The sequence below is a fragment of the Bordetella genomosp. 13 genome (genome assembly GCF_002119665.1).
Lineage (GTDB): Bacteria > Pseudomonadota > Gammaproteobacteria > Burkholderiales > Burkholderiaceae_B > Bordetella.
Map to the genome: position 1 here is coordinate 3,484,648 of NZ_CP021111.1, position 24,091 is coordinate 3,508,738.

The 24,091-nt window shown below is 68.6% G+C and carries 22 protein-coding genes; 2 read left to right on the top strand and 20 right to left on the bottom strand.

Translation table 11 applies throughout. The features are described 5' to 3' along the window. The first annotated feature begins 1 nt into the window (after position 1). Positions 2 to 1,411 (top strand): FAD-dependent oxidoreductase, encoded by a 1,410-nt coding sequence (locus CAL15_RS15625; protein ID WP_086079442.1) that lies wholly within the window; start codon positions 2 to 4, stop codon positions 1,409 to 1,411. A gap of 181 nt (positions 1,412 to 1,592) precedes the next feature. On the opposite strand, the gene CAL15_RS15630 is transcribed toward CAL15_RS15625, so the two are convergent. Both CAL15_RS15630 and CAL15_RS15635 read right to left on the bottom strand, forming a co-directional pair. Beyond that, positions 1,593 to 2,288 (bottom strand): GntR family transcriptional regulator, encoded by a 696-nt coding sequence (locus CAL15_RS15630; protein WP_232467989.1) that lies wholly within the window; start codon positions 2,286 to 2,288, stop codon positions 1,593 to 1,595. Positions 2,289 to 2,398: 110 nt separating this feature from the next. Continuing rightward, positions 2,399 to 3,784 carry a DNA recombination protein RmuC gene (locus CAL15_RS15635; protein WP_086081124.1) on the bottom strand — a complete coding sequence of 462 codons (1,386 nt, stop codon included), beginning with the start codon at positions 3,782 to 3,784 and terminating at the stop codon, positions 2,399 to 2,401. A gap of 237 nt (positions 3,785 to 4,021) precedes the next feature. On the opposite strand from CAL15_RS15635, the gene CAL15_RS15640 reads away from it, so the two are divergent. Beyond that, the gene (locus CAL15_RS15640) at positions 4,022 to 6,169 is read left to right on the top strand and encodes a bifunctional 2',3'-cyclic-nucleotide 2'-phosphodiesterase/3'-nucleotidase (RefSeq protein ID WP_086079444.1); all 2,148 of its coding nucleotides are present in this window, start codon (positions 4,022 to 4,024) and stop codon (positions 6,167 to 6,169) included. 399 nt (positions 6,170 to 6,568) lie between these two features. Here CAL15_RS15640 and CAL15_RS15645 read toward each other — a convergent pair whose 3' ends face one another. From CAL15_RS15645 to paaA, 18 genes are all read right to left on the bottom strand, one after another. Further along, positions 6,569 to 7,333, bottom strand: coding sequence for a DNA-3-methyladenine glycosylase (locus CAL15_RS15645; RefSeq protein WP_086079445.1), 765 nt, complete (start codon positions 7,331 to 7,333; stop codon positions 6,569 to 6,571). A 16-nt stretch (positions 7,334 to 7,349) separates the two neighbouring features. Then, entirely contained in the window at positions 7,350 to 7,706 is a 357-nt protein-coding gene (locus tag CAL15_RS15650; RefSeq protein WP_086079446.1) for an arsenate reductase, read from the bottom strand. Then, a complete protein-coding gene (locus CAL15_RS15655; protein ID WP_086079447.1) occupies positions 7,703 to 8,509 on the bottom strand; it encodes an ABC transporter permease subunit in 807 nt (268 codons plus the stop codon). The genes CAL15_RS15650 and CAL15_RS15655 overlap by 4 nt, the downstream gene beginning before the upstream one ends. Further along, on the bottom strand, positions 8,506 to 9,405 hold the full coding sequence (locus CAL15_RS15660; protein ID WP_086081125.1) for an ABC transporter permease subunit: 900 nt from the start codon (positions 9,403 to 9,405) through the stop codon (positions 8,506 to 8,508). Before CAL15_RS15660 ends, CAL15_RS15655 begins: the two co-directional genes overlap by 4 nt. Positions 9,406 to 9,416: 11 nt before the next feature. Continuing rightward, positions 9,417 to 10,544, bottom strand: a complete 1,128-nt coding sequence (locus CAL15_RS15665) for an ABC transporter ATP-binding protein (RefSeq protein ID WP_086079448.1) — start codon at positions 10,542 to 10,544, stop codon at positions 9,417 to 9,419. Between the two features lie 5 nt (positions 10,545 to 10,549). Next, a complete protein-coding gene (locus CAL15_RS15670; RefSeq protein WP_086079449.1) occupies positions 10,550 to 11,665 on the bottom strand; it encodes a polyamine ABC transporter substrate-binding protein in 1,116 nt (371 codons plus the stop codon). A gap of 153 nt (positions 11,666 to 11,818) precedes the next feature. Then, positions 11,819 to 12,550: a 3-deoxy-D-manno-octulosonic acid kinase gene (locus tag CAL15_RS15675; protein WP_086079450.1), complete on the bottom strand. Its 732-nt coding sequence runs from the start codon at positions 12,548 to 12,550 to the stop codon at positions 11,819 to 11,821. Next, positions 12,540 to 12,968, bottom strand: a complete 429-nt coding sequence (locus CAL15_RS15680) for a group II truncated hemoglobin (protein WP_086079451.1) — start codon at positions 12,966 to 12,968, stop codon at positions 12,540 to 12,542. Before CAL15_RS15680 ends, CAL15_RS15675 begins: the two co-directional genes overlap by 11 nt. Further along, the gene (locus CAL15_RS15685) at positions 12,968 to 15,502 is read right to left on the bottom strand and encodes an ABC transporter permease (protein ID WP_086079452.1); all 2,535 of its coding nucleotides are present in this window, start codon (positions 15,500 to 15,502) and stop codon (positions 12,968 to 12,970) included. Before CAL15_RS15685 ends, CAL15_RS15680 begins: the two co-directional genes overlap by 1 nt. 236 nt (positions 15,503 to 15,738) lie before the next feature. Beyond that, on the bottom strand, positions 15,739 to 17,055 hold the full coding sequence (gene paaK / locus CAL15_RS15690; protein ID WP_086079453.1) for a phenylacetate--CoA ligase PaaK: 1,317 nt from the start codon (positions 17,053 to 17,055) through the stop codon (positions 15,739 to 15,741). A gap of 53 nt (positions 17,056 to 17,108) precedes the next feature. Next, a complete protein-coding gene (gene paaI / locus CAL15_RS15695; protein ID WP_086079454.1) occupies positions 17,109 to 17,588 on the bottom strand; it encodes a hydroxyphenylacetyl-CoA thioesterase PaaI in 480 nt (159 codons plus the stop codon). Further along, positions 17,588 to 18,376, bottom strand: a complete 789-nt coding sequence (gene paaG / locus CAL15_RS15700; protein ID WP_086079455.1) for a 2-(1,2-epoxy-1,2-dihydrophenyl)acetyl-CoA isomerase PaaG — start codon at positions 18,374 to 18,376, stop codon at positions 17,588 to 17,590. The genes paaI and paaG overlap by 1 nt, the downstream gene beginning before the upstream one ends. Positions 18,377 to 18,469: 93 nt before the next feature. Continuing rightward, entirely contained in the window at positions 18,470 to 20,134 is a 1,665-nt protein-coding gene (gene paaN / locus CAL15_RS15705) for a phenylacetic acid degradation protein PaaN (protein ID WP_086079456.1), read from the bottom strand. Positions 20,135 to 20,227: 93 nt separating this feature from the next. After that, positions 20,228 to 21,316, bottom strand: a complete 1,089-nt coding sequence (paaE, locus tag CAL15_RS15710; protein ID WP_086079457.1) for a 1,2-phenylacetyl-CoA epoxidase subunit PaaE — start codon at positions 21,314 to 21,316, stop codon at positions 20,228 to 20,230. Between the two features lie 11 nt (positions 21,317 to 21,327). Then, positions 21,328 to 21,798: a 1,2-phenylacetyl-CoA epoxidase subunit PaaD gene (gene paaD, locus CAL15_RS15715; protein ID WP_086081126.1), complete on the bottom strand. Its 471-nt coding sequence runs from the start codon at positions 21,796 to 21,798 to the stop codon at positions 21,328 to 21,330. Between the two features lie 50 nt (positions 21,799 to 21,848). Then, positions 21,849 to 22,613 (bottom strand): 1,2-phenylacetyl-CoA epoxidase subunit PaaC, encoded by a 765-nt coding sequence (gene paaC, locus CAL15_RS15720; protein ID WP_086079458.1) that lies wholly within the window; start codon positions 22,611 to 22,613, stop codon positions 21,849 to 21,851. 11 nt (positions 22,614 to 22,624) lie between these two features. Next, positions 22,625 to 22,909, bottom strand: a complete 285-nt coding sequence (gene paaB, locus CAL15_RS15725; RefSeq protein WP_066126010.1) for a 1,2-phenylacetyl-CoA epoxidase subunit PaaB — start codon at positions 22,907 to 22,909, stop codon at positions 22,625 to 22,627. Positions 22,910 to 22,994: 85 nt separating this feature from the next. Beyond that, entirely contained in the window at positions 22,995 to 23,984 is a 990-nt protein-coding gene (paaA, locus tag CAL15_RS15730) for a 1,2-phenylacetyl-CoA epoxidase subunit PaaA (RefSeq protein WP_086079459.1), read from the bottom strand. Between the last annotated feature and the right edge of the window lie 107 nt (positions 23,985 to 24,091).

Consider the following 24,091-nt stretch of genomic DNA (forward strand, 5'->3'; position numbering starts at 1 on the left):
GATGGCCATCGTCTCTTCCGATTCCGTCGTGCCGGACGCCGAGTTCGATGTCCTGGTGATCGGCGCGGGCGGCTGCGGCCTGGCCGCGGCGGTGGCCGCGCACGACGCGGGCGACGGCGTGTCCGTGGCGGTGGTCGAGAAAGCGGAACGCCTGCAGGGCAACACCATGTTGTCCAGCGGTTCCATCCCGGCGGCCGGCACGCGCATGCAGCGCCAGGCCGGCCTGGCGGACAGCCCGGCCGACTTCGTGGAAGACCTGCAGCGCATCGCGGGTCCGCACGAGATGCCGGCGCTGACCGCGCGCCTGGCAGGCATCTCGGCCGAGCTGGTGGAATGGCTGGTCGATGCCGCCGGTGTCGAGCTCACGCTGGTCGAAACCTACAAGCACATCGGCCATCGCCAGTATCGGCTGCATTCGCCCCCCTCGCGGCGCGGCGCCGACCTGATGGACGACCTGGCGCGCGCGCTGGACGCGCGCGGCATCCCGCTGGCCTTCGGCAACCCGGCCGTCGAATTGCTGGCCGGTCCGGACGGCGCGGTGCAAGGCGCGATCACCCGGACACCGGATGGCGTGCGTACCGTCATCGCGGCGCGCGCGGTCGTGCTGGCCTCGAACGGCTTCGGCGCCAACCGGCCGCTGCTGGCGCGCTTCTGCCCCGAACTTGCGGCGGCGCCATACGGCGGCAGCACGGGTAGCGAAGGCGAGGCAGTGGTATGGGGCGAGGCGCTCGGCGCCTCGCTGGCCAACATGGGCGCCTACCAGGCGCATGCCAGCCTGGCCGACCCGCACGGTTCGCTGGTGACCTGGACCGTGGTGGAGAAAGGCGGCGTCGTCGTCGATGCCCAGGGACGGCGCTTCGGCGACGAGAGCATGGGCTACTCCGCCTTCGCCGCACTGGAACTGGACCGCGCCGGCCCGTTCTACGTCGTGGCCGATACCCGCGTGCGCGACCTTACCGCCGCGGGCCAGGAAGAGTACGCGGAACTGGTGGCTCACAACGGCGTGCTGCAGGCCGACGATGCACACGCGCTGGCCGCGCGGTTAGGCCTGCCCGGCGATGCGCTGGCCGATACGCTGTCTGCCGCCGCGGCGGCTGCGCGCGGCGAGGCCGAGGATCCGCATGGCCGCACCCACTGGGGCCTGGGCGCCCTGCAGGCGCCCTACACCGCCACGCGCATCGGCCCGGCGCTGTTCCACACGCAGGGCGGCCTGCGCGTGGACGATGACGGGCGCGTACTGCGCGCCGACGGCAGCGCGGTACCCGGCCTGTATGCGGGCGGCGGCGCGGCAGCCGGCATCAGCGGCAACCAGGGCAGCACGGGGTACATGTCGGGCAACGGGCTGCTGTCGGCTCTGGGATTGGGATATCTGGCCGGCCGCGCCGCAGTGCGCGACATGCGCGCGGCATAGGTTCAACGAATACTGGGCAAGCACGGCGAAGCGCACCCAGTCATGGCGCCCGTCAGGGCGCCGACCAAGGCAGCCGCATTGCGGGCAGGCATGTCCGCATGACAAAAAAAAGCGGCGCCGGAGGGCCTCGGCCGCCGTCGTTCCACGGAACGGCGGCGGCCGATTTATTTCGGCGCCAGCCCTAGCCCTGGCGCGTCGCGACGCCTGCGCGCACCGGCTCGTCCATCAGGTTTTCGAACAGGTGATTGGCGGCGCGCTCGATGTGCGAGCGCATCAGCGATTCGGCCAGCGTGGCGTCGCGGGCCTTGATGGCCCGCAGGATCTGCCAGTGCTCGGCATAGGCGTCGTCCTTGCGTTCGAGCACCGTGCCGGAATGGCGGCGATAGATGCGCAGCAGGTGGTACAGGTCGCCGCACAGCGTGTTGATGATGCGCTGGTTGCGGCTGGCGCGCACGATGCGCTCATGGAAGTCGAAGATGCGCGGCCGCGCATTGCCTTCGCCGAGGATCTGCGAATGACGATCCTGCTCGAGCTCGGACAGCAGCACCGCGATCTCGTCGTCGCTCATGTAGCGCGTGGCCAGGTTACAGGCCATGCCTTCCAGCGCCATGCGCATCTGGAAAAGCTCGAGCGCGGATTCGGCGGACAGCGACACGACGCGTGCCTTCAGGTAGGGCTCGCGGGTGATCAGCTGAATGCCCTGCAGCCGCCGCACCGCCTCGCGCACGGGTCCGCGGCTGACGCCGAACTCCTGTGCCAGCGCCACCTCGTTGACCACGCTGCCGGGCAGCAGCCTGCCCTGATAGATGGCGTCGAGCAGGTGATCGAACACCTGGTTGGCCAAAGGTCCTTCGGAATCGTCCTTGCGGGTCGCCACGCGACCTCCGTCTTGTATACAGATAGGCGCTAGGCTAACAACCGGCGCGCAAAAGTGTCAACGCTTGCCGCCCGAAATGGCCGGAATCCCGCCCGAATCCGCCGCGTTCTTCAGCCACTTCGGCGATCCGACGGGTCCGGCGCGCCGGCGGGCGCCGGGTTCTCTCCGCCGTTCCCGTCGTCGCCATCGTCCACATCGTCCGCGCCAAGCAGACTGGCCGCCTGCGCGTCCGGCAGGGCCTCGACCTCGCGCAGATTGCGCAGCATGGCGCGGGTGCGCACCTCGGTCTGGCCGATCTTGCTGCTGGCGCTGTCCAGTGTTTTCCTGACACTGGCCAACGCGGCCCCGAACTTGCCGAACTCAGTCTTCACCGCGCGCAGCACCTGCCACACCTCGGACGAGCGCCGCTCGATGGCCAAGGTGCGAAAGCCCATCTGCAGGCTGTTCAGCATGGCGGCCAGGTTGCCCGGGCCCGCCACGCTCACGCGCAGGGCCTGCAGCCGATCGTGCAGGCCCGGCAGGCGCAGCACCTCCGCGTACAGGCCTTCGGTGGGCAGGAACATGATGGCGAAGTCGGTCGTGTGCGGCGGGGCGACGTACTTCGACGAAATCAGGCGCGCCTGCGTCTCGACGGCCCGGCCCAGCGCCTGCGCGGCGGCGCGCGCGGCCTCGGGGTCCGCGGCCTCGTGCGCGTCGGCCAGGCGTTCGTACTCTTCTTTCGGAAACTTGGCGTCGATGGGCAGCCACACCGGCTCGCTGTCCTGCGCCCTGCCCGGCAGCCGGATGGCGAACTCCACCACCGCGTCGCTGCCCGGTATCGGCTTGACGTTGCGGCCGTACTGCTCGGGCGTCATCGCGTCCTCGATCAGGCGCGCCAACTGCACTTCGCCCCAGGTGCCGCGCGACTTCACGTTGGTCAGCACGCGCTTGAGATCGCCCACGCCGGCCGCCAGCGCCTGCATCTCGCCCAGGCCCTTGTGCACGGCCTCCAGGCGCTCGGACACCAGTCGGAAGGATTCGCCCAGGCGCTGCTCGAGCGTGGCATGCAGCTGCTCGTCGACCGTGCGCCGCATGGCCTCGAGACGTTCGCCGTTGTCGGCCTGCAGGGCCTGCAGCCGCTGGTCGACCGTATGGCGCACCTCGGCCATGCGCCGGTCGTTCAACTCGACCAGGCCCTGCAGGCGTTCACCGAATTGGCTGGCGAAGCGTGCCAGGGACTCACCGTGCTCCGCGCGTGCGGCCCGCGCATCGCGGGCCAGGGCGGCGCGCAGTTCTTCGTGGCTTTGCGCCAGCTCGCCGCGCAGGCCGCGGATGGACTCGGCCAGTTCGTCGCGCAGGCTGCGCTGGCTGTCGGCCAGCTCGGCGCGCATCGCGCGCTCCAGGCGCATCAGCGTGTCGGACACGGGCTCCGCGCGCGCGGGCTGGCGCCACAGCGCGACCAGACTGGCCAGCAGCGCCGCGCACGACGCGCAGGCGGCCACCCAAAGCAGGATCATGGGTTCCAAGCAGTTCTCCGCAAAGCGCCAATTCTAAAGGCCGCCGGACGGCGCCCATGGCGGGTCACCGGCCGCGTATGCGTGGCCTGCACGCAACGTATCGGGACCTCATGGACGCCGCTTCAGAGGGAGGCATGTTTTGCTACACATGGTCGTCATTTGCTACGCAGCCTCGTCATGGGCCGGAAAGCGCGCGTCGGAATAATCGGTCGCTTTCCCCTGTACTTAGGAGCCACGATGTCCGCCCCTGCGTCGCCCTTCGAGACCCGAACGTTCCGTCCTCGCATGCTCTACGCCGCGCTGGCCCTGGGCCTGGCGGTCACCCTGTCCGCGTGCGGAGGCAGCGACGACGATGACGATGACAACAACAACGGCTCGACCCCGCCCCCCGCGGCGCAGGAGAACGCCACCGCCCAGCTCGCGCTGTTGTCCACGACGGACCTGCACTACAACGTGCGCAGCTATGACTACTTCAAGCTGGCCGAAGACCGCTCGTTCGGCTTCGAACGCACGGCCACGCTGATCCGCCAGGCGCGCGACCAGTATCCCAACACGCTGCTGGTCGACAACGGCGACACCATCCAGGGCACCGCGCTGGCAGACTACGAGGCGCAGGTCGCGCCCATCCCGTGCTCGCAGCAGCTGTCGATGTACAAGGCCATGTCCGTGCTGCAGTTCGACGCCGGCACCCTGGGCAATCACGAATTCAACTACGGCCTGCCCTTCCTGAACCAGGTCCTGGGCGGCGGCCTGGACGTGGATGGCGTGGACCCGGCCGCGACGTGCGCGGGCCCGGGCTTTCCGATGGCCCTGGCTAACGTGACCAGCACCAAGACCGACAAGGAACTGCTGCCGCCGTACGTGATCCTGGACCGCGAGGTCAGCGCCACGCAGGAAGACGGCGACGCGGTCACGCTGCCCATCAAGATCGGCGTGGTGGGCCTGACTACCCCCGGCATCATGAACTGGGACAAGCGCTACCTGGACGGCAAGGTCGAGATGCGCGACAGCCGCGAGGCCGCGCAACAGTCGGTCGAGCAGGCGCGCGAAGCCGGCGCCGACCTGGTCTTCGTGCTGCTGCATGGCGGCATGAGCGACGCCCCCTACTCCACCACCATGGATGACCCCGGGCTGTACATCGCGCAGATCCCCGGCGTGGACGGCCTGGTCATGGGCCACCAGCACGGCGTCTTCCCGGACCGCGGCCGTTCGCCGGCCTACACCTACCTGGGCGTGGACAACACCGCCGGCACCGTGCATGGCGTGCCGGCCGTGATGGCCAGCTCGTGGGGCAAGGCGCTGGGCGTGATCGACTACTCGCTGACCTGGAACGCCCAGGCCCAGGACTGGGAGGTGAACAAGGCCCAGACCAAGGTCGAGCTGCGCAATATCCAGACCACCGGCCAGGATGGTTCCACCCAGTATGTGGCCGCCGACGCCGCCGTCGCCGAAGCGGTACAGGCGCAGCACGAGGCCGCGGTCGAGTACGTGCAGGAGGAAATCGGCGAGTCCGACTTCCGCATGAGCACGCTGTTCGCCGACGTGGGCGACCCCACCGCGATCCAGCTGGTGAACCAGGCGCAGGCCGCGTATGTGTCGCAGTACATCCAGGACAACCTGCCGCAGCACGCGTCGCTGCCGGTGCTGTCGATCAGCGCGCCATTCAAGGCCGGGTTCCAGAGCGGCACCGACTACACCGACGTGGCCCAGGGCCCGGTCGCCATCTTCAACGCGGCCGACCTGTACCTGTACCCCAACACCGTATACGCGGTGAAGGTGAACGGCGACGAGCTGAAGCTGTGGCTGGAGAACGCCGCCAAGCGCTTCAACCGGATCGATCCGACCGAGACGGCGGACCAGTGGCTGATCAAGGACACGCAGACCGGCATGGTGCCGGCCGGCCAGTCGGCGTTCGCGGGCTACAACTTCGACATGTTCACCACGCCCGACCTTCAGTACGAGATCGACGTCACGCGTGCCGAGAACGACCGCATCCGCAACCTGCAGTACATGGGCGCCCCGGTGACCAGCGGCATGGAGTTCATCGTCGCGACGAACAACTATCGCGCGGAGAGCAGCGCCCGCTTCATCCTGGGCGAAGGCAAGAGCTTCGACATCGTCTATGCCTCGCCGGACGCGAACCGCGACGTGGTGATCAACTACATCAAGGCGAACCCGACGATCACCCGTGCGGCCAACGGCTCGGCCCGCAGCTGGTACTTCACGGAGCAGCCCTCCATGGCCGGCAAGGTCCTGTTCAAGTCCGGCCTGAACGCCATCGACGTGGCGCAGGACGCGGGACTGAGCGAGATCAGCCTGGAAACGGCGAACGACGGTTCGGGGCGGGCGGTGTACTCGATCGATTTGACGGCGGTGGCGCCGTAGACGCCTGCCTGATGCGGGACGGAGTCGAGTTCTTGAGCGCCTGGTCCATGACTGCGGAGGGTCCGCCTGCCTGATGCGGGGCGGGAGTCGAGTTCTTGAGCGCCTGGTCCATGACTGCGGATTCTCGTCCTCGCGCTGGCGCGCTGCGGGCGCGAACCCTCCGCCATGGACCAGGCTCAAGGTTTCGTCATGCGTCGATCAGGCAGGCTCGCAGCGGGAAATGCGCACCGTGCAGACGCGAACGATCGTCTCACTTCGTTGATCTGAGCCGCGTCCGTGCCGGAGAAGTCGCGCCCGCAGCGCGCCAGCGCGAGGACGGGACGTCGCAGGTATGGACGCGGCGGCAGAAGAATGCAGACTTAGGCGCATCGCGCCGAACCGGCAGTGCGGCAACAAGGGTTAAACCAGCACCGCTCCGGAAAGGTCCACCCACAGATAGTCCCGCCCCGCCTCCTGCCCGCGCCGCAACGGATTGCGGGTGCAGAAGGCGGCATAAGCGGGGTCCACGTACCGGTAGAACAAGTGTTCGTCACGGCCCGCGGGAATTCCCAACCGGGGCGTGCAGACCAGGCGGTCCGGCGTGTGGCCCAGATCTTCCACGTAGAACTCTTGCGGATCGAAACGTCGCGCGTCCCAGTCGGGCACTTTCAGGCCCAGGGACCGGCATAGCAGGGTCTGGCCCGCGCACAGTTTCGTGGGCGGGCGTGGCTCGCCGCGGGCGTCGGGATTGAGCTGCTGCATGCGCGCCAGCGACTCGGGGCCGGACATCGCGTCCAGCCAGGGATGGCCGGACTTGATCAGCACGGCGTTGCCGGGGCCGCCGGCGCTGAAGTTCAGCGAGTCGCCGCCGCGCGCGTAGTACATGTAGATGACGCCACCGTCCATGAACAGCGCGCGGCGCTTGTGGGTGTAGCCCAGCGAGGCGTGGCTGCCCTTTTCGTCCAGGTAATAGGCCTCGGTCTCGATGATGCGGGCGGACAGCCACAGACCGCCCAGGCGCCGCCGCAGCACCTTGCCGATCAGTTCGCGCGCCAGCAGGCGCGCGTCGCGGTCGAAGAAGGCGTCGGACAGCGCGCGGCCGGGCGTGGCCGCCGCATCGGCCGCGAGTGCGCCTTGCGGCTGCCGGACGGCAGGGTCGGGGGCTGAGCGGTTGCCGCCAGCCATGCCGCGCCGTCCGCGCTCAGGCGAAGCGTTCGCCGTAGCGTTTCTCGGAGAAGCCCACGCTCACCTCGCCGTCGGGCGTGACGGTGACGGGGCGGCGCACCAGCGCGGGGTATTCGGCGATCAGCATCGTCCATTGCGCGTCGGTGGACGCGGCTTTCTGGTCGTCGGACAGCGCGCGCCAGGTCATGGAGGTGCGGTTGACCAGCTTCTCGAAGCCGCCCAGCCTCTCGGCCCACTGCTTCAGCGTGACGGCCGGCACGGGGTGGTCGCGATAGTCGACGAATGTGTGGGCCACGCCATGCTGGTCCAGCCACTGGCGCGCCTTGACGCACGTGCTGCATTTGGCCAGGCCGTACAGGGTCGGTTGGGTCATTTGCGGGCCTCCTTGCCCCACTGCATGCGGTTGGCCACGATCACGCAGGTGCCGACGGCCAGGATGAACAGCGTGGCCAGGGCATTGACCTCGGGCTTCAGGCCCAGGCGCACGCGCGAGAAGACTTCCATGGGCAGCGTGGTCGAGCCGGGTCCGGACAGGAAGGACGAGACCACCACGTCGTCCAGCGACAGCGTGAAGGCCAGCAGCCAGCCCGACACCACGGCGGGCGCGATCAGCGGCAGCGTGATGGTGAAGAACACGCGCAGCGGCGTGGCGCCCAGGTCGAGCGCGGCCTCTTCGAGCGAGCGGTCCAGGTCGCGCACGCGCGACTGGATGACCACCGCCACGAACGCCATGCACAGCGTCACGTGGCCGATCCAGATGGTGAACATGCCGTTCTCGGCCGGCCAGCCCATCAGCCCGCGCAGCTCCACGAACATCAGCAGCAGCGAGATGCCCAGCACGACCTCGGGGATGACCAGCGGCGCGCTGAGCATGCCCACGTACAGCGCGAAGCCGCGGAAGCGGCGCATGCGCGCCAGCACGTAGCCGGCCCAGGTGCCGATGATGGCGGCGGCGGTGGCCGTGAGCAGCGCGATGCGCAGCGACAGCCAGGCGGCCGAGAGCAGCGCGTCGTCCTGCAGCAGCTGGCCGTACCAGCGGAACGAGAAACCGCTCCAGGTGGTGACCATGGCCGAATCGTTGAACGAGAACACCATCAGGCTGAGGATGGGGATGTACAAAAATCCGTACCCCACCGCCAGCGCCAGCAGGCGCAGCGTCTTGTTCGGGCCTTTCATCGGCGGCCTCCGGCGCCCTGGCTGTGCATCTGGTTGTACTGGAACAGGGCCAGCGGCACCAGCAGCAACAGCACCATCACGCAGGTCACGGCCGAGGCCATGGGCCAGTCGGCGTTGTTGAAGAACTCGTTCCACATGACGCGGCCCATCATCAGCGTGTTGGCGCCGCCCAGCATCTCGGGGATGACGTACTCGCCCACGCAGGGGATGAACACCAGCATGGCACCGGCGATCACGCCCGGCATGGACATCGGCACCGTGACGCGGCAGAACGCCTGCCAGGGCCGCGCGCCCAGGTCGTAGGCGGCCTCGAGCAGGCGCAGGTCCATCTTCACCAGATTGGCGTACAAGGGCAGGATGAAGAACGGCAGGTAGGCGTACACCATGCCGATGTACACGGCCAGGTCGGTGCGGTAGATTTCGAGCGGCGACGAGATGACGCCCAGCCACATCAGCGCCTTGTTCAGCAGCCCGTCGTTGCGCAGGATACCCACCCAGGCATACACGCGCAGCAGCAGCGAGGTCCAGAACGGCAGTATCACGCCCAGCAGCAGCACGTTGCGCACCGATGGCGACGAACGCGCGATGTAATAGGCCACCGGATAGCCGATGAGGATGCAGCACAGCGTGGTGATGCCGGCCATCTTCACCGAGTTCAGGTAGGTGGCCACGTACAGGCTGTCGGTGAACAGCAGCACGTAGCCGCGCAGGTGCATACTGATCTGCAGCGCCTCTTCCTCGAACTGCGCCAGCGGCGTGTACGGAGGAATGCCGAACTGCAGTTCCGCGAAGCTGATCTTCAGCACCAGCAGGAACGGCACCAGCAGGAACAGCACCAGCCAGGCGTAGGGCGGAATGATCGCCAGCGCGCGGCTAGAGGGCGCCAGTCGGCGCAGCGGCAAGCGCATCATGACGCCAGCACCGTCGCGCTGTCGGCGTCCCAGCTGACGAACACTTCTTCGTCGAAGCCCGGGGCGTCCATGCGCGCCAGCACCAGGCTGGGCACGCTGGCCTCGATGGACTTGCCCGAATCGAGACGGATCTGGTAAAGCGCGTAGCCGCCCATCCATGCCATGTGGCTTACCACGCCGCGCGCCCAGTTGTACTGGCTTTGCGGCTGCTCGCGCGAGACCACCAGGCGCTCGGGCCGCACCGACACGTGCACCTGCATGCCCAGGGGTTCGCTGACGCCATGGCTGACGTACAGCGGCCGCGCCAGGTCTTCGCATTCGATGGCCACGTGATCTGGCTCGTCGATGACGATGGGGCCGGTGAACAGATTGGTGTTGCCGATGAAGCCCGCCACGAAGCGCGAGTTCGGGAAGTTGTAGACGTCCTGCGGCGTGCCGCTTTGCACGATCTGGCCTTCGGTCATGACGGCCAGGCGATGCGCCATGGTCATGGCCTCTTCCTGGTCGTGCGTGACCATGATGCAGGTCACGCCGACCTTCTCCAGGATCTTCACCAGCTCGATCTGCGTCTTCTGGCGGATCTGCTTGTCCAGCGCCGACATGGGCTCGTCCAGCAGCAGCAGCTTGGGCCGCTTGACCAGGCTGCGAGCCAGCGCCACGCGCTGCTGCTGGCCGCCCGACAGCTGGTGCGGCTTGCGGCGCGAATAGCCGGCCATCTGCACCAGGTCGAGCGCCTCGAACACGCGGTCGTGGATCTCGACGCGCGGCACGCCTTCCTGCTTCAGGCCGAAGGCCACGTTGGCCTCGACCGTCATGTGCGGGAACAGCGCGTACGACTGGAACATCATGTTGACCGGCCGCCGGTACGGGGGCACGGAGGTGATGTCCTCGCCGTCCAGCAGGATCTGGCCCGAGGTCGGCTCTTCGAAGCCCGCCAGCATGCGCAGCAGCGTGGACTTGCCGCAGCCCGAGCTTCCCAGCAAGGCGAAAATCTCGTTGCGGCGTACCGACAGGTTGGTGGACTGCACGGCGACCACGTCGCCGAAAATCTTGACGACGTCGACGACCTTGACGAACGCGTCCGCGTCGCCGCCGTGCGGCGCCGAATACCGGCTATCGCTCATGGTGCTTATCTTCCGGACTTCAGCTCGTTCCACATGCGCGTCTGCAGACGCTGCACCGGCAGGGGCTGCGCCTTGATGACGAACAGCGTCTTGGACACGTCGGCCGGCGGGTAGATCATCGGGTTGTCGGCCACTTCCTTGCTCACGTACTTCCGCGCCTCTTTGTTGGCGTTCGGGTAGTACATGGTGTTGGTGATGGCCGCATGCACCTGCGGAGTCTCGATGTAGTTGATGAACGCGTGCGCGGATTCGGGATGCGGCGCATCCTTGGGAATGACCATTACGTCGAACCACGCGGGCGCCCCGCCCTTCGGGATGAAGTAGTTGATCTCGTCGGTGCGCTTGGCCTCTTGCGCGCGGCGGCGGGCGATCATCACGTCGCCCGAGAAGCCGTACACCATGCACAGGTCGCCGGAGGCCAGTTCGTCGATGTAGCCCGACGAACTGAACTGGCGGATGTACGGACGGATCTTCTTCAGGACCTCGAGCGCGGCCTTGTAGTCGTCGGGCTTGTCGCTGTTGGGATCCTTGCCCAGGTAGTGCAGCACGGCGGGGAAGACCTGCGCGGCCTCGTCCAGCATGGAGATGCCGCAGGACTGCAGCTTGGCGGCGTTCTCGGGCTTGAACAGCATGTCCCAGCTGCCCAGGTCGGCGTCCGGACCCAGCGCCTGGCGCGCCTTGGTGACGTTGTAGCCCAGACCGTTGGTGCCGTAGCCCCATGGAATGGCGTATTGGTTGCCCGGATCGATGGTGGCCACCAGGGCCATGATGTCGGGATCGAGGTACTTCCAGTTGGGGATCTTGGACTTGTCCAGCTTCTGGAACACGCCGGCCTCGATCTGGCGCGACGCGTAATGCGTGGACGGCACCACCACGTCGTAGCCCGACTTGCCGGTCAGCAGCTTGGCCTGCAGGGTATCGTTGCTGTCATACACGTCGTAGCGGACGCGGATGCCGGTTTGCTTCTCGAAGCCCGGGATCGTGTCGGGGGCCGTGTACTCGGCCCAGTTGTAGACGTTGACCACCTTGCCGTCCTGCGCCTGGGCCGGGATGGCCCCGCCGCCTGCGGCCGCCGCCAGCGTCACACCCAGCGCCAGCCGCGCCCCCGCCGAGAATTTCATCGCGTACCCCTTGCCAAAACGCGTGATGGAAACCAAAAGGCAAAATAATAAAGCCTTTTCACAGTGAGATGCAGACGGCTTAGCCGCGAGATAGCGCGGTTCCGCGACAATTGGCGCATCGGGCGCCATCGAGGCCGATGCCGCCAGCCGGCTTCAGCCACCGGCCGACCAGGCGCGCTCGTACGCCTTGTGCAGCCCTTGCCAGCAGGCCTCGCCCCGTTCGCCCGCCACCTTGCGCAGAGACCGCCGCAAGCGCAGCAAGTTGCCTGCCCGGGCGCGGTCGCTCAGCCCTCCGGCCGTGCCGCGGTCGAAATCGATCAGCCACGCCCGGCCGTCGGCATCCAGCAGGACGTTGTACGCGTTCAGGTCGGCATGCCATACCCCGGCGCGATGCATGCGCGCGATGGCGCCGGCCACTTCGTCGGCCGGCGCGTCCAGCGCCTGGGCCAGCGGCCGCACCTCGGGGATGCGTTCGACCAGGATGGCGGCCCGATACGCGACGCCCTGGCGCCAGTAGCCCGCCGCCAACGGGGCGGGCACGCGCAAACCCTTGTCGTGCAACGCGGCCAGGAGCCTGTACTCGCGGAAACTACGGGTGCGGTCCTCGCCCTGCCAGAAGTAGGCGTCGCGGCTGACCCGCGCCACCAGCCCGCCCCGCCGATAGGCGCGCAGCACGCCTTCCCAGCCCTGCCCCGCCACGAACCATGCCGCCTGCCGGCCGCCGGCCTGCACCGGGCGCGCCCGCTGCCCGTATGCGGCCGGGTCGAACCAGCGTACGGGCAGCGCATCGCCCAGGCGCGCCTCGTTCCACAGCATCGCGCCGGTGGCGGGCGCGGGCCACGCCTGGCGGCGCGCTTTCGCTTGGGATGACGGCTCAGCCGGCACGGTTACGCATCCAGTCGGCCACGCCGAAGAACGAATGCAGCAGGCGGTCGAGCAGTTCGGGCGGCACGCCCTCGTCCTGCATCGCGCGGCCCATGCAGGCCACCCACTGGTCGCGCTCGATCTCGCCGATGGAGAACGGCAGGTGGCGCGCGCGCAGGCGCGGGTGGCCGTAGCGCTCGATGTAGTGATTGGGGCCGCCGAAGTAGCCGCACAGGAACAGGAACAGCTTCTGGCGCGCGTCGTCCAGACTGGGGCCGTGCGCCGCGCGCAGTTCGCGGAAATCGGGCTCGAGGTCCATCAGGTCGTAGAAACGCTCGACGATGGCGCGCACGGCGGGTTCGCCGCCGAGCAGTTCGTACAGGGTCTTGCTGGTGTCCAGCGGCTCGAAGATCGGTTCGACCCGGGTGGTTGCGGTCATCAGGCTTCTCTCAGGGTAACCAGGGGCGGCGTGCGCAGCACGCCGCGCAGGGCCAGCGCGCCGCCCGCCCATGCGCCGGCCATGCCGGCGGCGGGGCCCGCCAGCCAGGGCCAGAGACTATACGTCATGGCGAAATGGAACACATACGTGGCCAGGCCCCAGGCCACCGCCGTGGCGCCCGCGGCCGCCAGCAGGCCGGCCAGGCCGCCCACCGCCAGCAGTTCGATGCGCTGGGCGCGCGCCAGCTGTGCCCGCGTCGCGCCCAGGGCGCGCAGCACGGCGGCCTCGCGCATGCGCTCGTCGCGCGTGGCGGTCAGCGCGGCGGCCAGCACCAGCACGCCGGCCAGCAGCGTGAACAGGAACAGCAGTTGCACCGCGCGCGACACCTCGTCCAGCACGGTCTGCAGCTGCTGCAGGATGGCGCCCACGTCGAACACGGTCAGGTTGGGAAAGCGCGCCACCAGCTCGCGCAGCACCGGCGTCTTGTCGGCCGGCAGGTGGAACGAGGTGATCCAGCTTTGCGGCGCATCGGCCAGCGACGACGGCGAAAGAATGGCGAAGAAGTTGACCTGCATCGAGTCCCAGTCGACCCGGCGCAGGCTGGTGACCGACACCTCGACCATCTGTCCGGCCACGTCGAAGCTCAGCTTGTCGCCCATCTTCACGCCCAGCGTCGTCGCCAGGCCCGACTCCATCGACACCTCGCCCTGGCTGCCGGGCTCCATCCAGCGGCCCTGCTCGACGCGGTTCGAGCTGGGCAGGGTCTCGCCGTACGACAGGTTGAATTCGCGGTCGACCAGGCGCTTGGCGCGCGGGTCTTCGTAGTCCGCCGGGCCGACCGGGCGCTCGTTGATGGCGACCAGCCGCCCCCGGATCATGGGCCACAGCCGGGCCTGCCCCAGCCCGTTGGCCGTCATCTGGCGCTGCACTTCTTCCCGCTGGTCGGGCTGCACGTTGATGAGAAAGCGGTTGGGCGCGTTGTCGGGCAGCGTGCCGCGCCAGCCGTCGATCAGGTCCGTGCGCGTCAGGGTCAGCAGCAATAGCGCCATCAGGCCGATCGCCAGCGCGCACACCTGCGTGATGGTGGCCGTGCGCCGCCGCACCACACCGGCCAGGGCGAAGCGCAACGCGGGCAGGCCCTGGGCCGCGCGGCGCACGCGCGCCAGGCCTTGCACGCAGGCCCAGGCGGCCAGCGCGAACAGCAGAAAGGCGGCCAGGAAGCCGCCGGCCACCACGGCGCCCAGCTGGGCATCGCCGGCGAACCACCAGATCAGCAGCGCCAGGCCCACCGCGCCCAGCGCGTAGCCGCCGGCGCTGCGCACCCGCAATCCCTCGGCATCGCGGCGCAACACGCGGGCCGGCGGCACGTGGCGCAGCTGGCCCAGCGAAGGCAGCGCGAAGCCCAGCAGCATCAGCAGGCCGGTCAGCAGGCCCTGCAACGCGGGAACGATCGAGGGAGCGGGCAGCGTGGTGTCGATCAGGCCGGCCAGCACCGCCACCAGCAGTTCGTGCACGCCATAGCCCAGCAGCCCGCCCGCCGCGGAGGACAGCAGGCCCACCATGGCGAACTCGGCCGTCAGCATGCGCGCGATGTCGCCCTGCTGCGCGCCCAGGCAGCGCATGACGGCGATGCCGTCGCGGTGCCGCAGCATGAAGCGGCCCGCCGCCAGCGCCACCGCGACCGCCGAGATCATCACCGCCAGCATGGCCACCAGCGACAGGAAGCGCTGCGCGCGGTCCATCGTGCGGCGCACCTCGGGACGGCCCGATTCGACGGTGGCCACCTTTTGCCCGCGCTGCAGGTTCTGGTTGAGCCAGGCCGAGTATTCGCCCATGGCGGGCGGCTGGCCCGCCACCAGCATGAAGTAGTCCAGCCGGCTGCCCAGCGTGACCAGCCCGGTGGCTTCGAGGTCGGACAGCCGGATCATGGCGCGCGGCGCAACGTTCACAAACTGCATGCCGCGGTCGGGCTCGTAGGTCAGCACCTTGGACACGCGAAACCGCATGTCTCCCAGGCCGACCGTATCGCCCACCTTGATGCCCAGCAGGGACAGCAGTTGCGGATCGACCCACACGGTGCCGGGCTCGGGCACCTCGCGCGTGGCGGCATCCTGTCCATAGGCTTCGTCGGCCACGCGCAGCGTGCCACGCAGCGGATAGCCGGGCTCGACGGCTTTCAGCGACACCAGCTGCGCGCCCCCGCCCCCGTTGGCCATGGACGGAAACTGCACCGCCGAGGACACCGTGAGGCCCCGTTCGCGGGCCTCGTCGAGCTGTCTGGCCGGCACCGGTTCGTCGGCCTCGAGCACCAGATCGGCGCCCAGCATCTGGCTGGCGTCGCGCTCGAGCGCGCGCGACACGCGATCGGCCAGGAAGCCCACGCTGGTGATGGCGGCCACCGCCACCACCAGGGCGAGCACCAGCAGGCGCAGTTCGCCGGCGCGCGCGTCGCGCAGCATCATGCGCAGGCCCAGGCGCACGGAAGAGGCAAGGCCCGCGCGCACGCGCGGCCGGAGTTCGGGAGAGTCCGTCATCGGGGCGATCGTCACAACCTAGGGAAGAACCCGCGGAAAGCCCGCGGCTTCTGGAAGAATACCCGCCGGCCGTCGCGGGTGCGGCCGGGGCGCGAAAAAGGCGCCCGCCAGGCGGGCACCCTGCCCCTTGGACAGGGGCGGCCCCGTATTTGGTTCCCGACCGCCCGGTCGGCGCGGCATCTCGCGGCGACCAGTGGCGGCGGCCGGCAACATCCGCCCCGCATGGGGCGCTTGCGTCAGCCGCGCGGACGCTTGTCCACGACGCGGCGCGCCTTGCCGGTCAGCGTGCGCTCGACGAAGCCGGTGTCGGCCACCTGCACGCGTGCGCTGATGCCGATGTAGGCCTTCACGGCGTGCTGCAACTGCCTGGCCAGCGCCTCGCGCTCGCCGCCCGCCAGGCCTGAGAACTCGGGGCGGACCTCGGTGAGGATCTCGAGCTCGTCCAGGTTGCCGGCCTTGGTCAGCACCAGTTGGTAGTGCGGGGCCAGTTGCGCCACCTTCAGCACCAGTTCCTCGACCTGCGTGGGGAACAGGTTCACGCCGCGCACGATCAGCATGTCGTCGCTGCGGCCGGTGATCTTGCCGATGCGGCGCATGCTGCGCGAGGTGGGCGGCAGCAGGCGCGTCAGGTCGCGCGTGCGATAGCGGATGACCGGCATGGCCTCTTTCGACAGCGAGGTGAACACCAGTTCGCCCTCTTCGCCGTCTGCCACGGGCTCGCCCGTGACGGGATCGATGATCTCCGCGTAGAAGTGGTCTTCCCACACCACGGGGCCGTCCTTGGTCTCGACGCACTCGCTGGCCACGCCCGGCCCCATCACTTCCGACAGCCCGTAGATGTCCACCGCGTCGATGCCGGCCTGCGATTCGATGTCGGCGCGCATCTGGCCGGTCCACGGCTCGGCGCCGAAGATGCCCACCCGCAGCGAACTTTGACGTGGATCAATGCCCTGCCGGCGCTGCTCCTCGAGAATGTTGCAGAAATAGGAAGGGGTGACCATGATGATGTCGGGCTGGAAGTCCTGGATCAGCTGCACCTGCTTCTCGGTCTGCCCGCCGGACATGGGCACGACCGTGCAGCCCAGCCGCTCGGCGCCGTAGTGCGCGCCCAGCCCGCCCGTGAACAGGCCGTAGCCATAGGCCACGTGCACGATGTCGCCCGGCTTGCCGCCCGCCGCGCGGATCGAGCGCGCCACCAGGTTGGCCCAGTTGTCCAGGTCGCGCGTGGTGTAGCCCACCACGGTCGGCTTGCCCGTGGTGCCGCTGGACGCATGCACGCGCGACACGCGCTCGCGCGGCACCGCGAACATGCCGAACGGATAGTTGTCGCGCAGGTCCTGCTTCACGGTGAACGGGAAGCGCGAAATGTCCGACAACTGCTTCAGGTCGTCGGGATGCACGCCCGCGGCATCGAATGCGCGCTTGTAGTGCGGCACGTTCTGATAGGCGTGGTTCAGCGTCCACTTGAGCCGCTCGAGTTGCAGCGCCTCAATCTCGTCGCGGCTGGCATGCTCGATGGGATCGAGCCCCGGCTTGCTCATGGTGTTGGACATGAAGTCTCTCTCCTGAAATTTCCCCGGGCGGCGCCCGCCGCCCGGACGTGATCCTAGGGCTGCGCGGCGTCGGCGGCCTCGCCCACCACCTGCCCCTTGATGCGGTACGAGCGGCCGCGGAACACCGCGACCAGCCGGCCGTCCTGGTTGGTGACGGTGATGTCGTACACCCCGGTGCGGCCCGCCAGCGAACGCTCCTGCGCCTCCGCCGTGAGCAGGTCGCCTTCGAACCCAGGTGCCAGGAAGTCGATGGAGCAGCCCGACGCCACGGTGCTGACGTTGCGCGAATTGCACGAGAACGCGAAGGCGCTGTCGGCCAGCGCGAAGATGAAGCCGCCGTGGCAGGTCTTGTGGCCGTTGAGCATGTCGGCGCGCACCTTCATGGTGACGCGCGCATGGCCCGGCGCGATGGCTACCACTTCCATGCCCAGGCCCTGCGAGGCCGCGTCGTTCGCGTACATCGTTTCGCGCACGGCCTCGGCCAGCGCCTGGGGATCGGCGGGCACGCCCGCGGAGAGACTGGTGCTGCTCATCATTGCCCCTTGAACTGCGGCGCGCGCTTGTCCAGGAAAGCCGCCACACCCTCGGCGTAGTCGGCGCTGCGGCCCAGCTCGCGCATCATGTCGCGTTCCAGATCCAACTGCGTGGCCAGGTCGTTGCCCAGGCTGGCCTGCAGCGCCCGCTTGGTAAAGGCCAGGCCCTTGGTGGGCGCCTGCGCGAGATGCCGAGCCAGATTGTCCAGCGTGGCGTCGAACTCGTCGTCGGCCACGCATTGCCAGATCAGGCCCCACTCCTGCGCCTGCCGCGCGCCCAGCTTGTCGCCCAGCAGCGCCAGGCCCAGCGCGCGGGCGCGGCCGACCAGGCGCGGCAGCGCGTACGTGCCGCCCGTGTCCGGGATCAGGCCCAGCTTGCAGAAGGACTGGATGAAGGTGGCCGACTCTTTGGCGATGACGATGTCGCCCGAGAACGCCAGGTTGGCGCCAGCCCCCGCGGCCACGCCGTTCACGCCCACCACCACCGGCATCGGCAGCGCCTGCAGGCGGCGCACCAGCGGGGCGTAGTACTTCTCGACCGTCTCGCCCAGGTCGGGCGGCGAACCATCGGGAGCCGGGCGGCGCTCGCTCAGGTCCTGTCCGGCGCAGAAGCCGCGGCCCGCGCCGGTCAGCACCAGCACGCGCGCGCCTTCGGTCTCGATGCGCGTCAACGCGTCGGCCACTTCGCCATGCATGCGCGCCGTGAAGCTGTTGAGCTTGTCGGGACGGTTGAGCGTCAGGCGCGCGATGCCGCCTTCCAGGGTGAACAGAATGTCTTCATAGGCCATGGCGGCTTGTCTCTCGTTATGCGTTGCAGGCGTGGTCGATGGCGGGCCGCCCGCGAGTTCGCCTTCCGGCAGCGCGGGACGGCCCCTACGGGCTCAGACGTGCCAGCGCGTCTGCACGACGCGGAAGCGGTTGGCGACGAAGGCGGCATCGGACAATGCCGCATTGGCGGCGGGGTTGGCGCCGGTGCCGTGGAAGTCGCTGAATGCCGCGGTCTGGTTCACGAACACCGCGCCGGTCAGGTTCAGCGACAGCGACACGCCGGCCACCTCGGCGGCGTCCTGCACGCGCGCGGCCACGTCATCATCGGTGGTATAGGCAGCCAGCGTCAGCGCGCCATGCTGGCGCACGGATTCGCGAGCCAGTTCGACGCTGTGCTCGGTGGAATCGGTGGCGACCACGAAGGCGATCGGCCCGAACCACTCCTGGCGCAGCGCGTCGTTGCCCGCATCGGCGCGCAGCACCAGCGGCGTGCGCACGCGGGCCTGGGCGAACTGGGGATGCTGCAGTTCGCGGCTGTCGGCCACGATGGGCAGGCCCAGCGCGCGCGCCTTCTCGATACGCGCCGCGGTGGCCTCGCTCTGCACGGCGCCGGTGACTTCCACCGCCTTGGCCGGATCGCCCAGCAGCTTTTCCAGCGCGGTGCCCAGCGCCGCGGCCACGTCGTCGAAGCTGGCCTGACCCTCGGCGGTGCGGATGCCGTCGCGCGGCACGTAGATGTTCTGCGGCGCCGTGCACATCTGGCCCGAGTACAGCGCCAGCGAGAACGCCAGGTTGCGCGCCACGCCCTTCAGGTCGGGCGCGGAGTCGATGATGACCTGGTTCACGCCGGCCTTCTCGGTATAGACCAGCGCCTGGCGCGCATTGGCCTCGAGCCAGTCGCCGTTGGCGGTGCTGCCGGTGAAGTCGATGATCTTGACCTCGGGACGCAGCGCAAGATCCTGCGCGGTGTCGTCGCCGGCCTCATGCGCGGCGAGCTGCACCACGTCGGGATCGAAGCCCGCCTCGGCCAGCACCTCGCGCGCGACCTGCACCGTGATGGCCAGGGGCAGGATGGCGCCCGGATGCGGCTTGACAATGACCACGTTGCCCGTGGCCAGGCTGGCGAACAGGCCGGGGTAGCCGTTCCAGGTCGGGAAGGTGGAGCAGCCGATCACCAGCGCGATGCCGCGCGGCGTGATCGTGAAGCGCTTCTCCATGCGGATGGGGTCGTTCTTGCCTTGCGGCTTTTCCCAGATGACGCTGCCGGGCACGCGCGACATTTCCTGCCAGGCGTACGTGACGGCCTCGAGGCCGCGGTCCTGCGCATGCGGGCCGCCGGCCTGGAAGGCCATCATGAAGCCCTGGCCCGTGGTGTGCTGCACGGCGTGGGCGATCTCGAAGCTGCGACGGTTCACGCGGTGCAGGATTTCGAGGGACACGCCCACCCAGGCGCGCGGACCGGCGCGGCGCCATTTTTCCAGGGCGCGCGTGCCGGCCTGGATCAGCGCGTCGGGGCGCACGCGCGGATACGTGATGTCCAGCGCGAAGCCGAAGGGCGACACCTCGCCGCCGACGCTGCCGTCGGCCAGCGGAAGATCGAGCGGGAACGGCTTGCCGCGCAGCGCCTCGAAGGCGGCCTGGCCGTCGGCCGCGGCGGTTTCGCCATAGTTGCGCGGGCTGGGCGATTCGGCGTGCGGACTCCAATAGCCGCGCTCGGCGGCGGCGCGCTGCGCCTGTTCCAGCACGGCCTGATGGCGTTCGAAGAAATCCTGTGACACGGGGCGCTCTCCAGTAGTGGCGATGCGGCCGGCAGGCCGCATGCTTGTTGTACGGCAATGTCCGCGGCGCTAGGCGGCGGACGGAATCGGGTTCTAGGTTTCCTGGTCGTAGTCGATCACCAGCCGGTCGCTGACCGGATAGCTCTGGCAGCTGAGCACGAAGCCGCGCGCGACCTCGTAGTCTTCGAGCGCGAAGTTGGCGTCCATGTCGACCTCGCCCTCGATGACCTTGCAGCGGCAGGTGGAGCACACGCCGCCCTTGCACGAGTACGGCAGCTCGATGCCCTGCGCCAGCGCGGAGTCCAGCACGCTGTCCTTGTTCTTGTCGATGAAAAACGTACGGCTGTGGCCGTCCTGCACCACCGTGACCTCGCACTGCCCCTTGCCCGGGGCGGCGGCGACCTCGCGGCCGGTGCGCAGCGCGCGCGGTCCCTTGGGCGCGCCGAACAGCTCGAACTTGATGCGGTCTTTCGGAATGCCCTGGGCCTGCAGATGCTCGACGACGCTCTCGATCATGGTCTGCGGGCCGCACACGAAAGCGTAATCTATCTGCCCCGGCGGCATCCATACCCGCAGCAGCTGGTCGACCTTCTCGCCGTCCAGCCGGCCGTTGAACAGCTCGATGTCCTGCGTCTCGCGGCTCATGATGTAGACCAGCGAGAAGCGCTCCATGTAGCGGTTCTTCAGGTCTTCTATCTCTTCGCGGAACAGCACCGACGACGACGCACGGTTGCCGAAGAACAGTGTGAAGCGGCTGTCGGGCTCGGTGGACAGCGCCGTCTTCACCAGCGACAGCACCGGCGTGATGCCGCTACCCACGGCGAACGCCACGTAGCGGCGCGACTGCGCGGGATCGAAGTCGACGGTGAAGTTGCCCGCGGGCGGCATGACCTCCAGCGTCTGGCCAGGCTGCAGCTGATGGTTGGCCCAGCTGGAGAACACGCCCTCGTCCACCTTCTTGATGGCCACGCGCAGCACGCCGTCATCGGGAGCCGAACAGATGGAGTACGAGCGGCGGATCTCTTCGCCGGCCAGCTGCGTGCGCAGGGTGAGGTATTGCCCCGGCCGGAATGCGAAGTCGCCCGCCAGGTCTTGCGGCAGGTCGAAGGTGACCACGACGGCGTCGCGCGTGTTGCGCGCCACGGACGCCACTTTCAGCGTATGGAAGGCAGTCTGGCTCATAGCGGGCCCGCTCAGTGAGTCTTGAAGTAATCGAAGGGCTCGCGACAGGCGCCGCAGCGGTACAGCGCCTTGCACGACGTCGAGCCGAAATTGCTGACCAGCCGCGTATTGGACGAGCCGCAGAGCGGACATGCCACGGCCGGCTGGGCGGCGCGGCGGCTGATGCCGGACACGTCGATGGCGCGCTGCGCCGGCGCCGCGATACCGTACCGTGCCAGCGCCTGGCGGCCGCGTTCGCTCATCCAGTCGGTGGTCCAGGCCGGCGCCAGGCGCGTCTCGATGCGCACGCTGGGCACGCCGCGCGCGGTCAAGGTGCGCTCGATGTCCTGCGAGATCTCGCGCATGGCCGGGCAACCCGAATACGTGGGCGTGATGGTGACCACGCAGGTGTCGCCGTCCCAGTCGACCTGGCGCACCACGCCCAGGTCCACCACCGACAGCACGGGGATCTCGGGATCGGGCACGTCGTGCAGCCAGTGCATCACCTGCCCGGCCGGCGCATGCGGCGCCGCGTTGGAAGCGTGCGGCGCGTTCACCACGCGGCTCCGGGATAGGCGCGCTGCAGGTGCTGCATCTCGGCCAGCAGATAACCCAGTTCTTCGGTGTGGCGGCCCTGGCGTCCGCCGCGCTGCGCGGCATGGAAGGCCTGCGCCTCGTCGGGGATGGACAGCGTGGCTTCGCTCAGCACCTCGCGCACGTGCGCCAGCCAGGGCTCGCGCAGCGCGGCCAGTTCACAGCCGATGCCGCGCGCCGCCACGTCGCGGTCGACGTCGTCGTCGGAGAAGAGTTCGCCGGTGTAGCGCCATGCCTCGTCCACCGCGGCCTGCATGCGCGCATGGCTTTCGTCGGTGCCGTCGCCCAGGCGCACCACCAGGTCGGCCGAACGGCGCACGTGATAGGTGACTTCCTTGATGGACTTGGCGGCGATGGCCGCGACGCGTTCGTCGGCCGAGTGCTGCAGGCCCTGCAGCAGGTAGTAATGCCAGACGTCGTAGAAATACTGGCGCGCCATGGTGTCGGCGTAGTTGCCGTTGGGGCGCTCGGCCAGCAGCGGATTGCGGAACTGCGGCGCATCGCGCAGATAGGCCAGCGCGTCTTCGTCGCGCCCGGCGCCTTCGATCTCGCCGGCAAGCGTCAGCCACAGGCGGGCCTGCCCCAGCAGGTCCAGCGCGGTGTTGGTCAGCGCCAGGTCTTCTTCGAGGATGGGGCCGTGGCCGGTCCAGGCCACCAGCCGCTGCGACAGGACGAGGTTGCCGTCGCCCAGCCGCAGCACGTATTCGAACAGGGATTTATCCATGGTACCCCGCCTTACATGTGCTTGATTTCGTCGGGCATGGGGAAGAAGGTGGGATGCCGGTAGACCTTGTTGTTGGCCGGCTCGAACAGCGGTTCCTTGTCGGAGGGGCTGCTGGCCACGATGTCTGCCGCGCGCACCACCCAGATGCTCAGGCCTTCATTGCGGCGCGTGTACACGTCGCGCGCGTTGTTGATGGCCATCTCGGCGTCGGGCGCATGCAGGCTGCCGACGTGTTTGTGCGCCAGCCCGTGCTGGCTGCGGATGAAGACTTCCCACAGGGGCCACTCTTTGCTCATGATGCGTTCCTGGGGCGCCGCGCGCCCGGCATGACGGATATCGGACGGCGGCCGGCGCATGCCGGCCGCCCGCGATGGGACGGAATCAGGCTGCCTTGCGGCGGGCCTGCTTGTCGGCGTAGGCGACAAGCGCGTCGCGCACCCAGGCGCCCTCTTCGTGCGCCTTGACGCGCGCGGCCAGGCGCTCGCGGTTGCACGGGCCGTTGCCCTTCAGCACGGCGTGGAACTCGCTCCAGTCGATCTCGCCGAAGTCGTAGTGGCCGCGCTCGGCGTTCCACTTGAGGTCGGGATCGGGCACGGTCAGGCCCAGATACTCGGCCTGCGGCACGCTCTGGTCGACCATCTTCTGGCGCAGCTCGTCGTTGGAGAAGAGCTTGATCTTCCACTGCATCGACTGCGCGCTGTTGGGCGAATCGGCGTCCGGAGGACCGAACATCATCAGGGCCGGCCACCACCAGCGATTCAGCGCGTCCTGGCACATGGCCTTCTGCTCGGGCGTGCCGTGCAGGCACATCTGGATGAGCAGGTCGTAGCCCTGCCGCTGGTGGAAGGACTCTTCTTTACAGACGCGCACCATTGCCCGCGCGTAGGGACCATAGGAGCAGCGGCACAGCGGGATCTGGTTGATGATGGCGGAGCCGTCGACCAGCCAGCCGATCATGCCGATGTCGGCCCACGTGAGCGTGGGGTAATTGAAGATGCTGGAGTACTTGGCCTTGCCCGCGTGCAGGTCGGCCACCATTTCGTCGCGCGACACGCCCAGCGTTTCGGCGGCGCTGTACAGGTACAGCCCGTGGCCGCATTCGTCCTGCACCTTGGCGAGCAGGATGGCCTTGCGCTTGAGGGACGGCGCCCGCGTGAGCCAGTTGCCCTCGGGCAGCATGCCGACGATTTCGGAGTGGGCGTGCTGCGAGATCTGGCGCACCAGCGTCTTGCGATAGGCCTCGGGCATCCAGTCTTTGGGCTCGATGCGCACGCCGTCGTCGATGCGTTGCTGGAAGGCCTGTTCGGGCCCGGTGAGCTCGTCGACGCTGCGCACCCGCTTGACGCCGGTTTCGACCAATTGCGCGTACATGGTTTGTCTCCTTGCTGGGCGGCTGCGCGGGCTTTGCGCCCGCGGCCGGATGCCGCTCGATAGAGATCATTATTTAATACAGAAAAACGATTGTCAAACGAAATTCC

Coding starts and splice junctions, on each gene's coding strand:
- CAL15_RS15625 (WP_086079442.1), top strand. CDS start 2: ATGGCCATCGTCTCTTCCGATTCCGTCGTGCCGGACGCCGAGTTCGAT.
- CAL15_RS15635 (WP_086081124.1), bottom strand. CDS start 3,784: ATGATCCTGCTTTGGGTGGCCGCCTGCGCGTCGTGCGCGGCGCTGCTG.
- CAL15_RS15640 (WP_086079444.1), top strand. CDS start 4,022: ATGTCCGCCCCTGCGTCGCCCTTCGAGACCCGAACGTTCCGTCCTCGC.
- CAL15_RS15645 (WP_086079445.1), bottom strand. CDS start 7,333: ATGGCTGGCGGCAACCGCTCAGCCCCCGACCCTGCCGTCCGGCAGCCG.
- CAL15_RS15650 (WP_086079446.1), bottom strand. CDS start 7,706: ATGACCCAACCGACCCTGTACGGCCTGGCCAAATGCAGCACGTGCGTC.
- CAL15_RS15655 (WP_086079447.1), bottom strand. CDS start 8,509: ATGAAAGGCCCGAACAAGACGCTGCGCCTGCTGGCGCTGGCGGTGGGG.
- CAL15_RS15665 (WP_086079448.1), bottom strand. CDS start 10,544: ATGAGCGATAGCCGGTATTCGGCGCCGCACGGCGGCGACGCGGACGCG.
- CAL15_RS15670 (WP_086079449.1), bottom strand. CDS start 11,665: ATGAAATTCTCGGCGGGGGCGCGGCTGGCGCTGGGTGTGACGCTGGCG.
- CAL15_RS15680 (WP_086079451.1), bottom strand. CDS start 12,968: ATGACCGCAACCACCCGGGTCGAACCGATCTTCGAGCCGCTGGACACC.
- CAL15_RS15685 (WP_086079452.1), bottom strand. CDS start 15,502: ATGACGGACTCTCCCGAACTCCGGCCGCGCGTGCGCGCGGGCCTTGCC.
- paaK (WP_086079453.1), bottom strand. CDS start 17,055: ATGTCCAACACCATGAGCAAGCCGGGGCTCGATCCCATCGAGCATGCC.
- paaI (WP_086079454.1), bottom strand. CDS start 17,588: ATGAGCAGCACCAGTCTCTCCGCGGGCGTGCCCGCCGATCCCCAGGCG.
- paaG (WP_086079455.1), bottom strand. CDS start 18,376: ATGGCCTATGAAGACATTCTGTTCACCCTGGAAGGCGGCATCGCGCGC.
- paaE (WP_086079457.1), bottom strand. CDS start 21,316: ATGAGCCAGACTGCCTTCCATACGCTGAAAGTGGCGTCCGTGGCGCGC.
- paaD (WP_086081126.1), bottom strand. CDS start 21,798: ATGCACTGGCTGCACGACGTGCCCGATCCCGAGATCCCCGTGCTGTCG.
- paaC (WP_086079458.1), bottom strand. CDS start 22,613: ATGGATAAATCCCTGTTCGAATACGTGCTGCGGCTGGGCGACGGCAAC.
- paaB (WP_066126010.1), bottom strand. CDS start 22,909: ATGAGCAAAGAGTGGCCCCTGTGGGAAGTCTTCATCCGCAGCCAGCAC.
- paaA (WP_086079459.1), bottom strand. CDS start 23,984: ATGTACGCGCAATTGGTCGAAACCGGCGTCAAGCGGGTGCGCAGCGTC.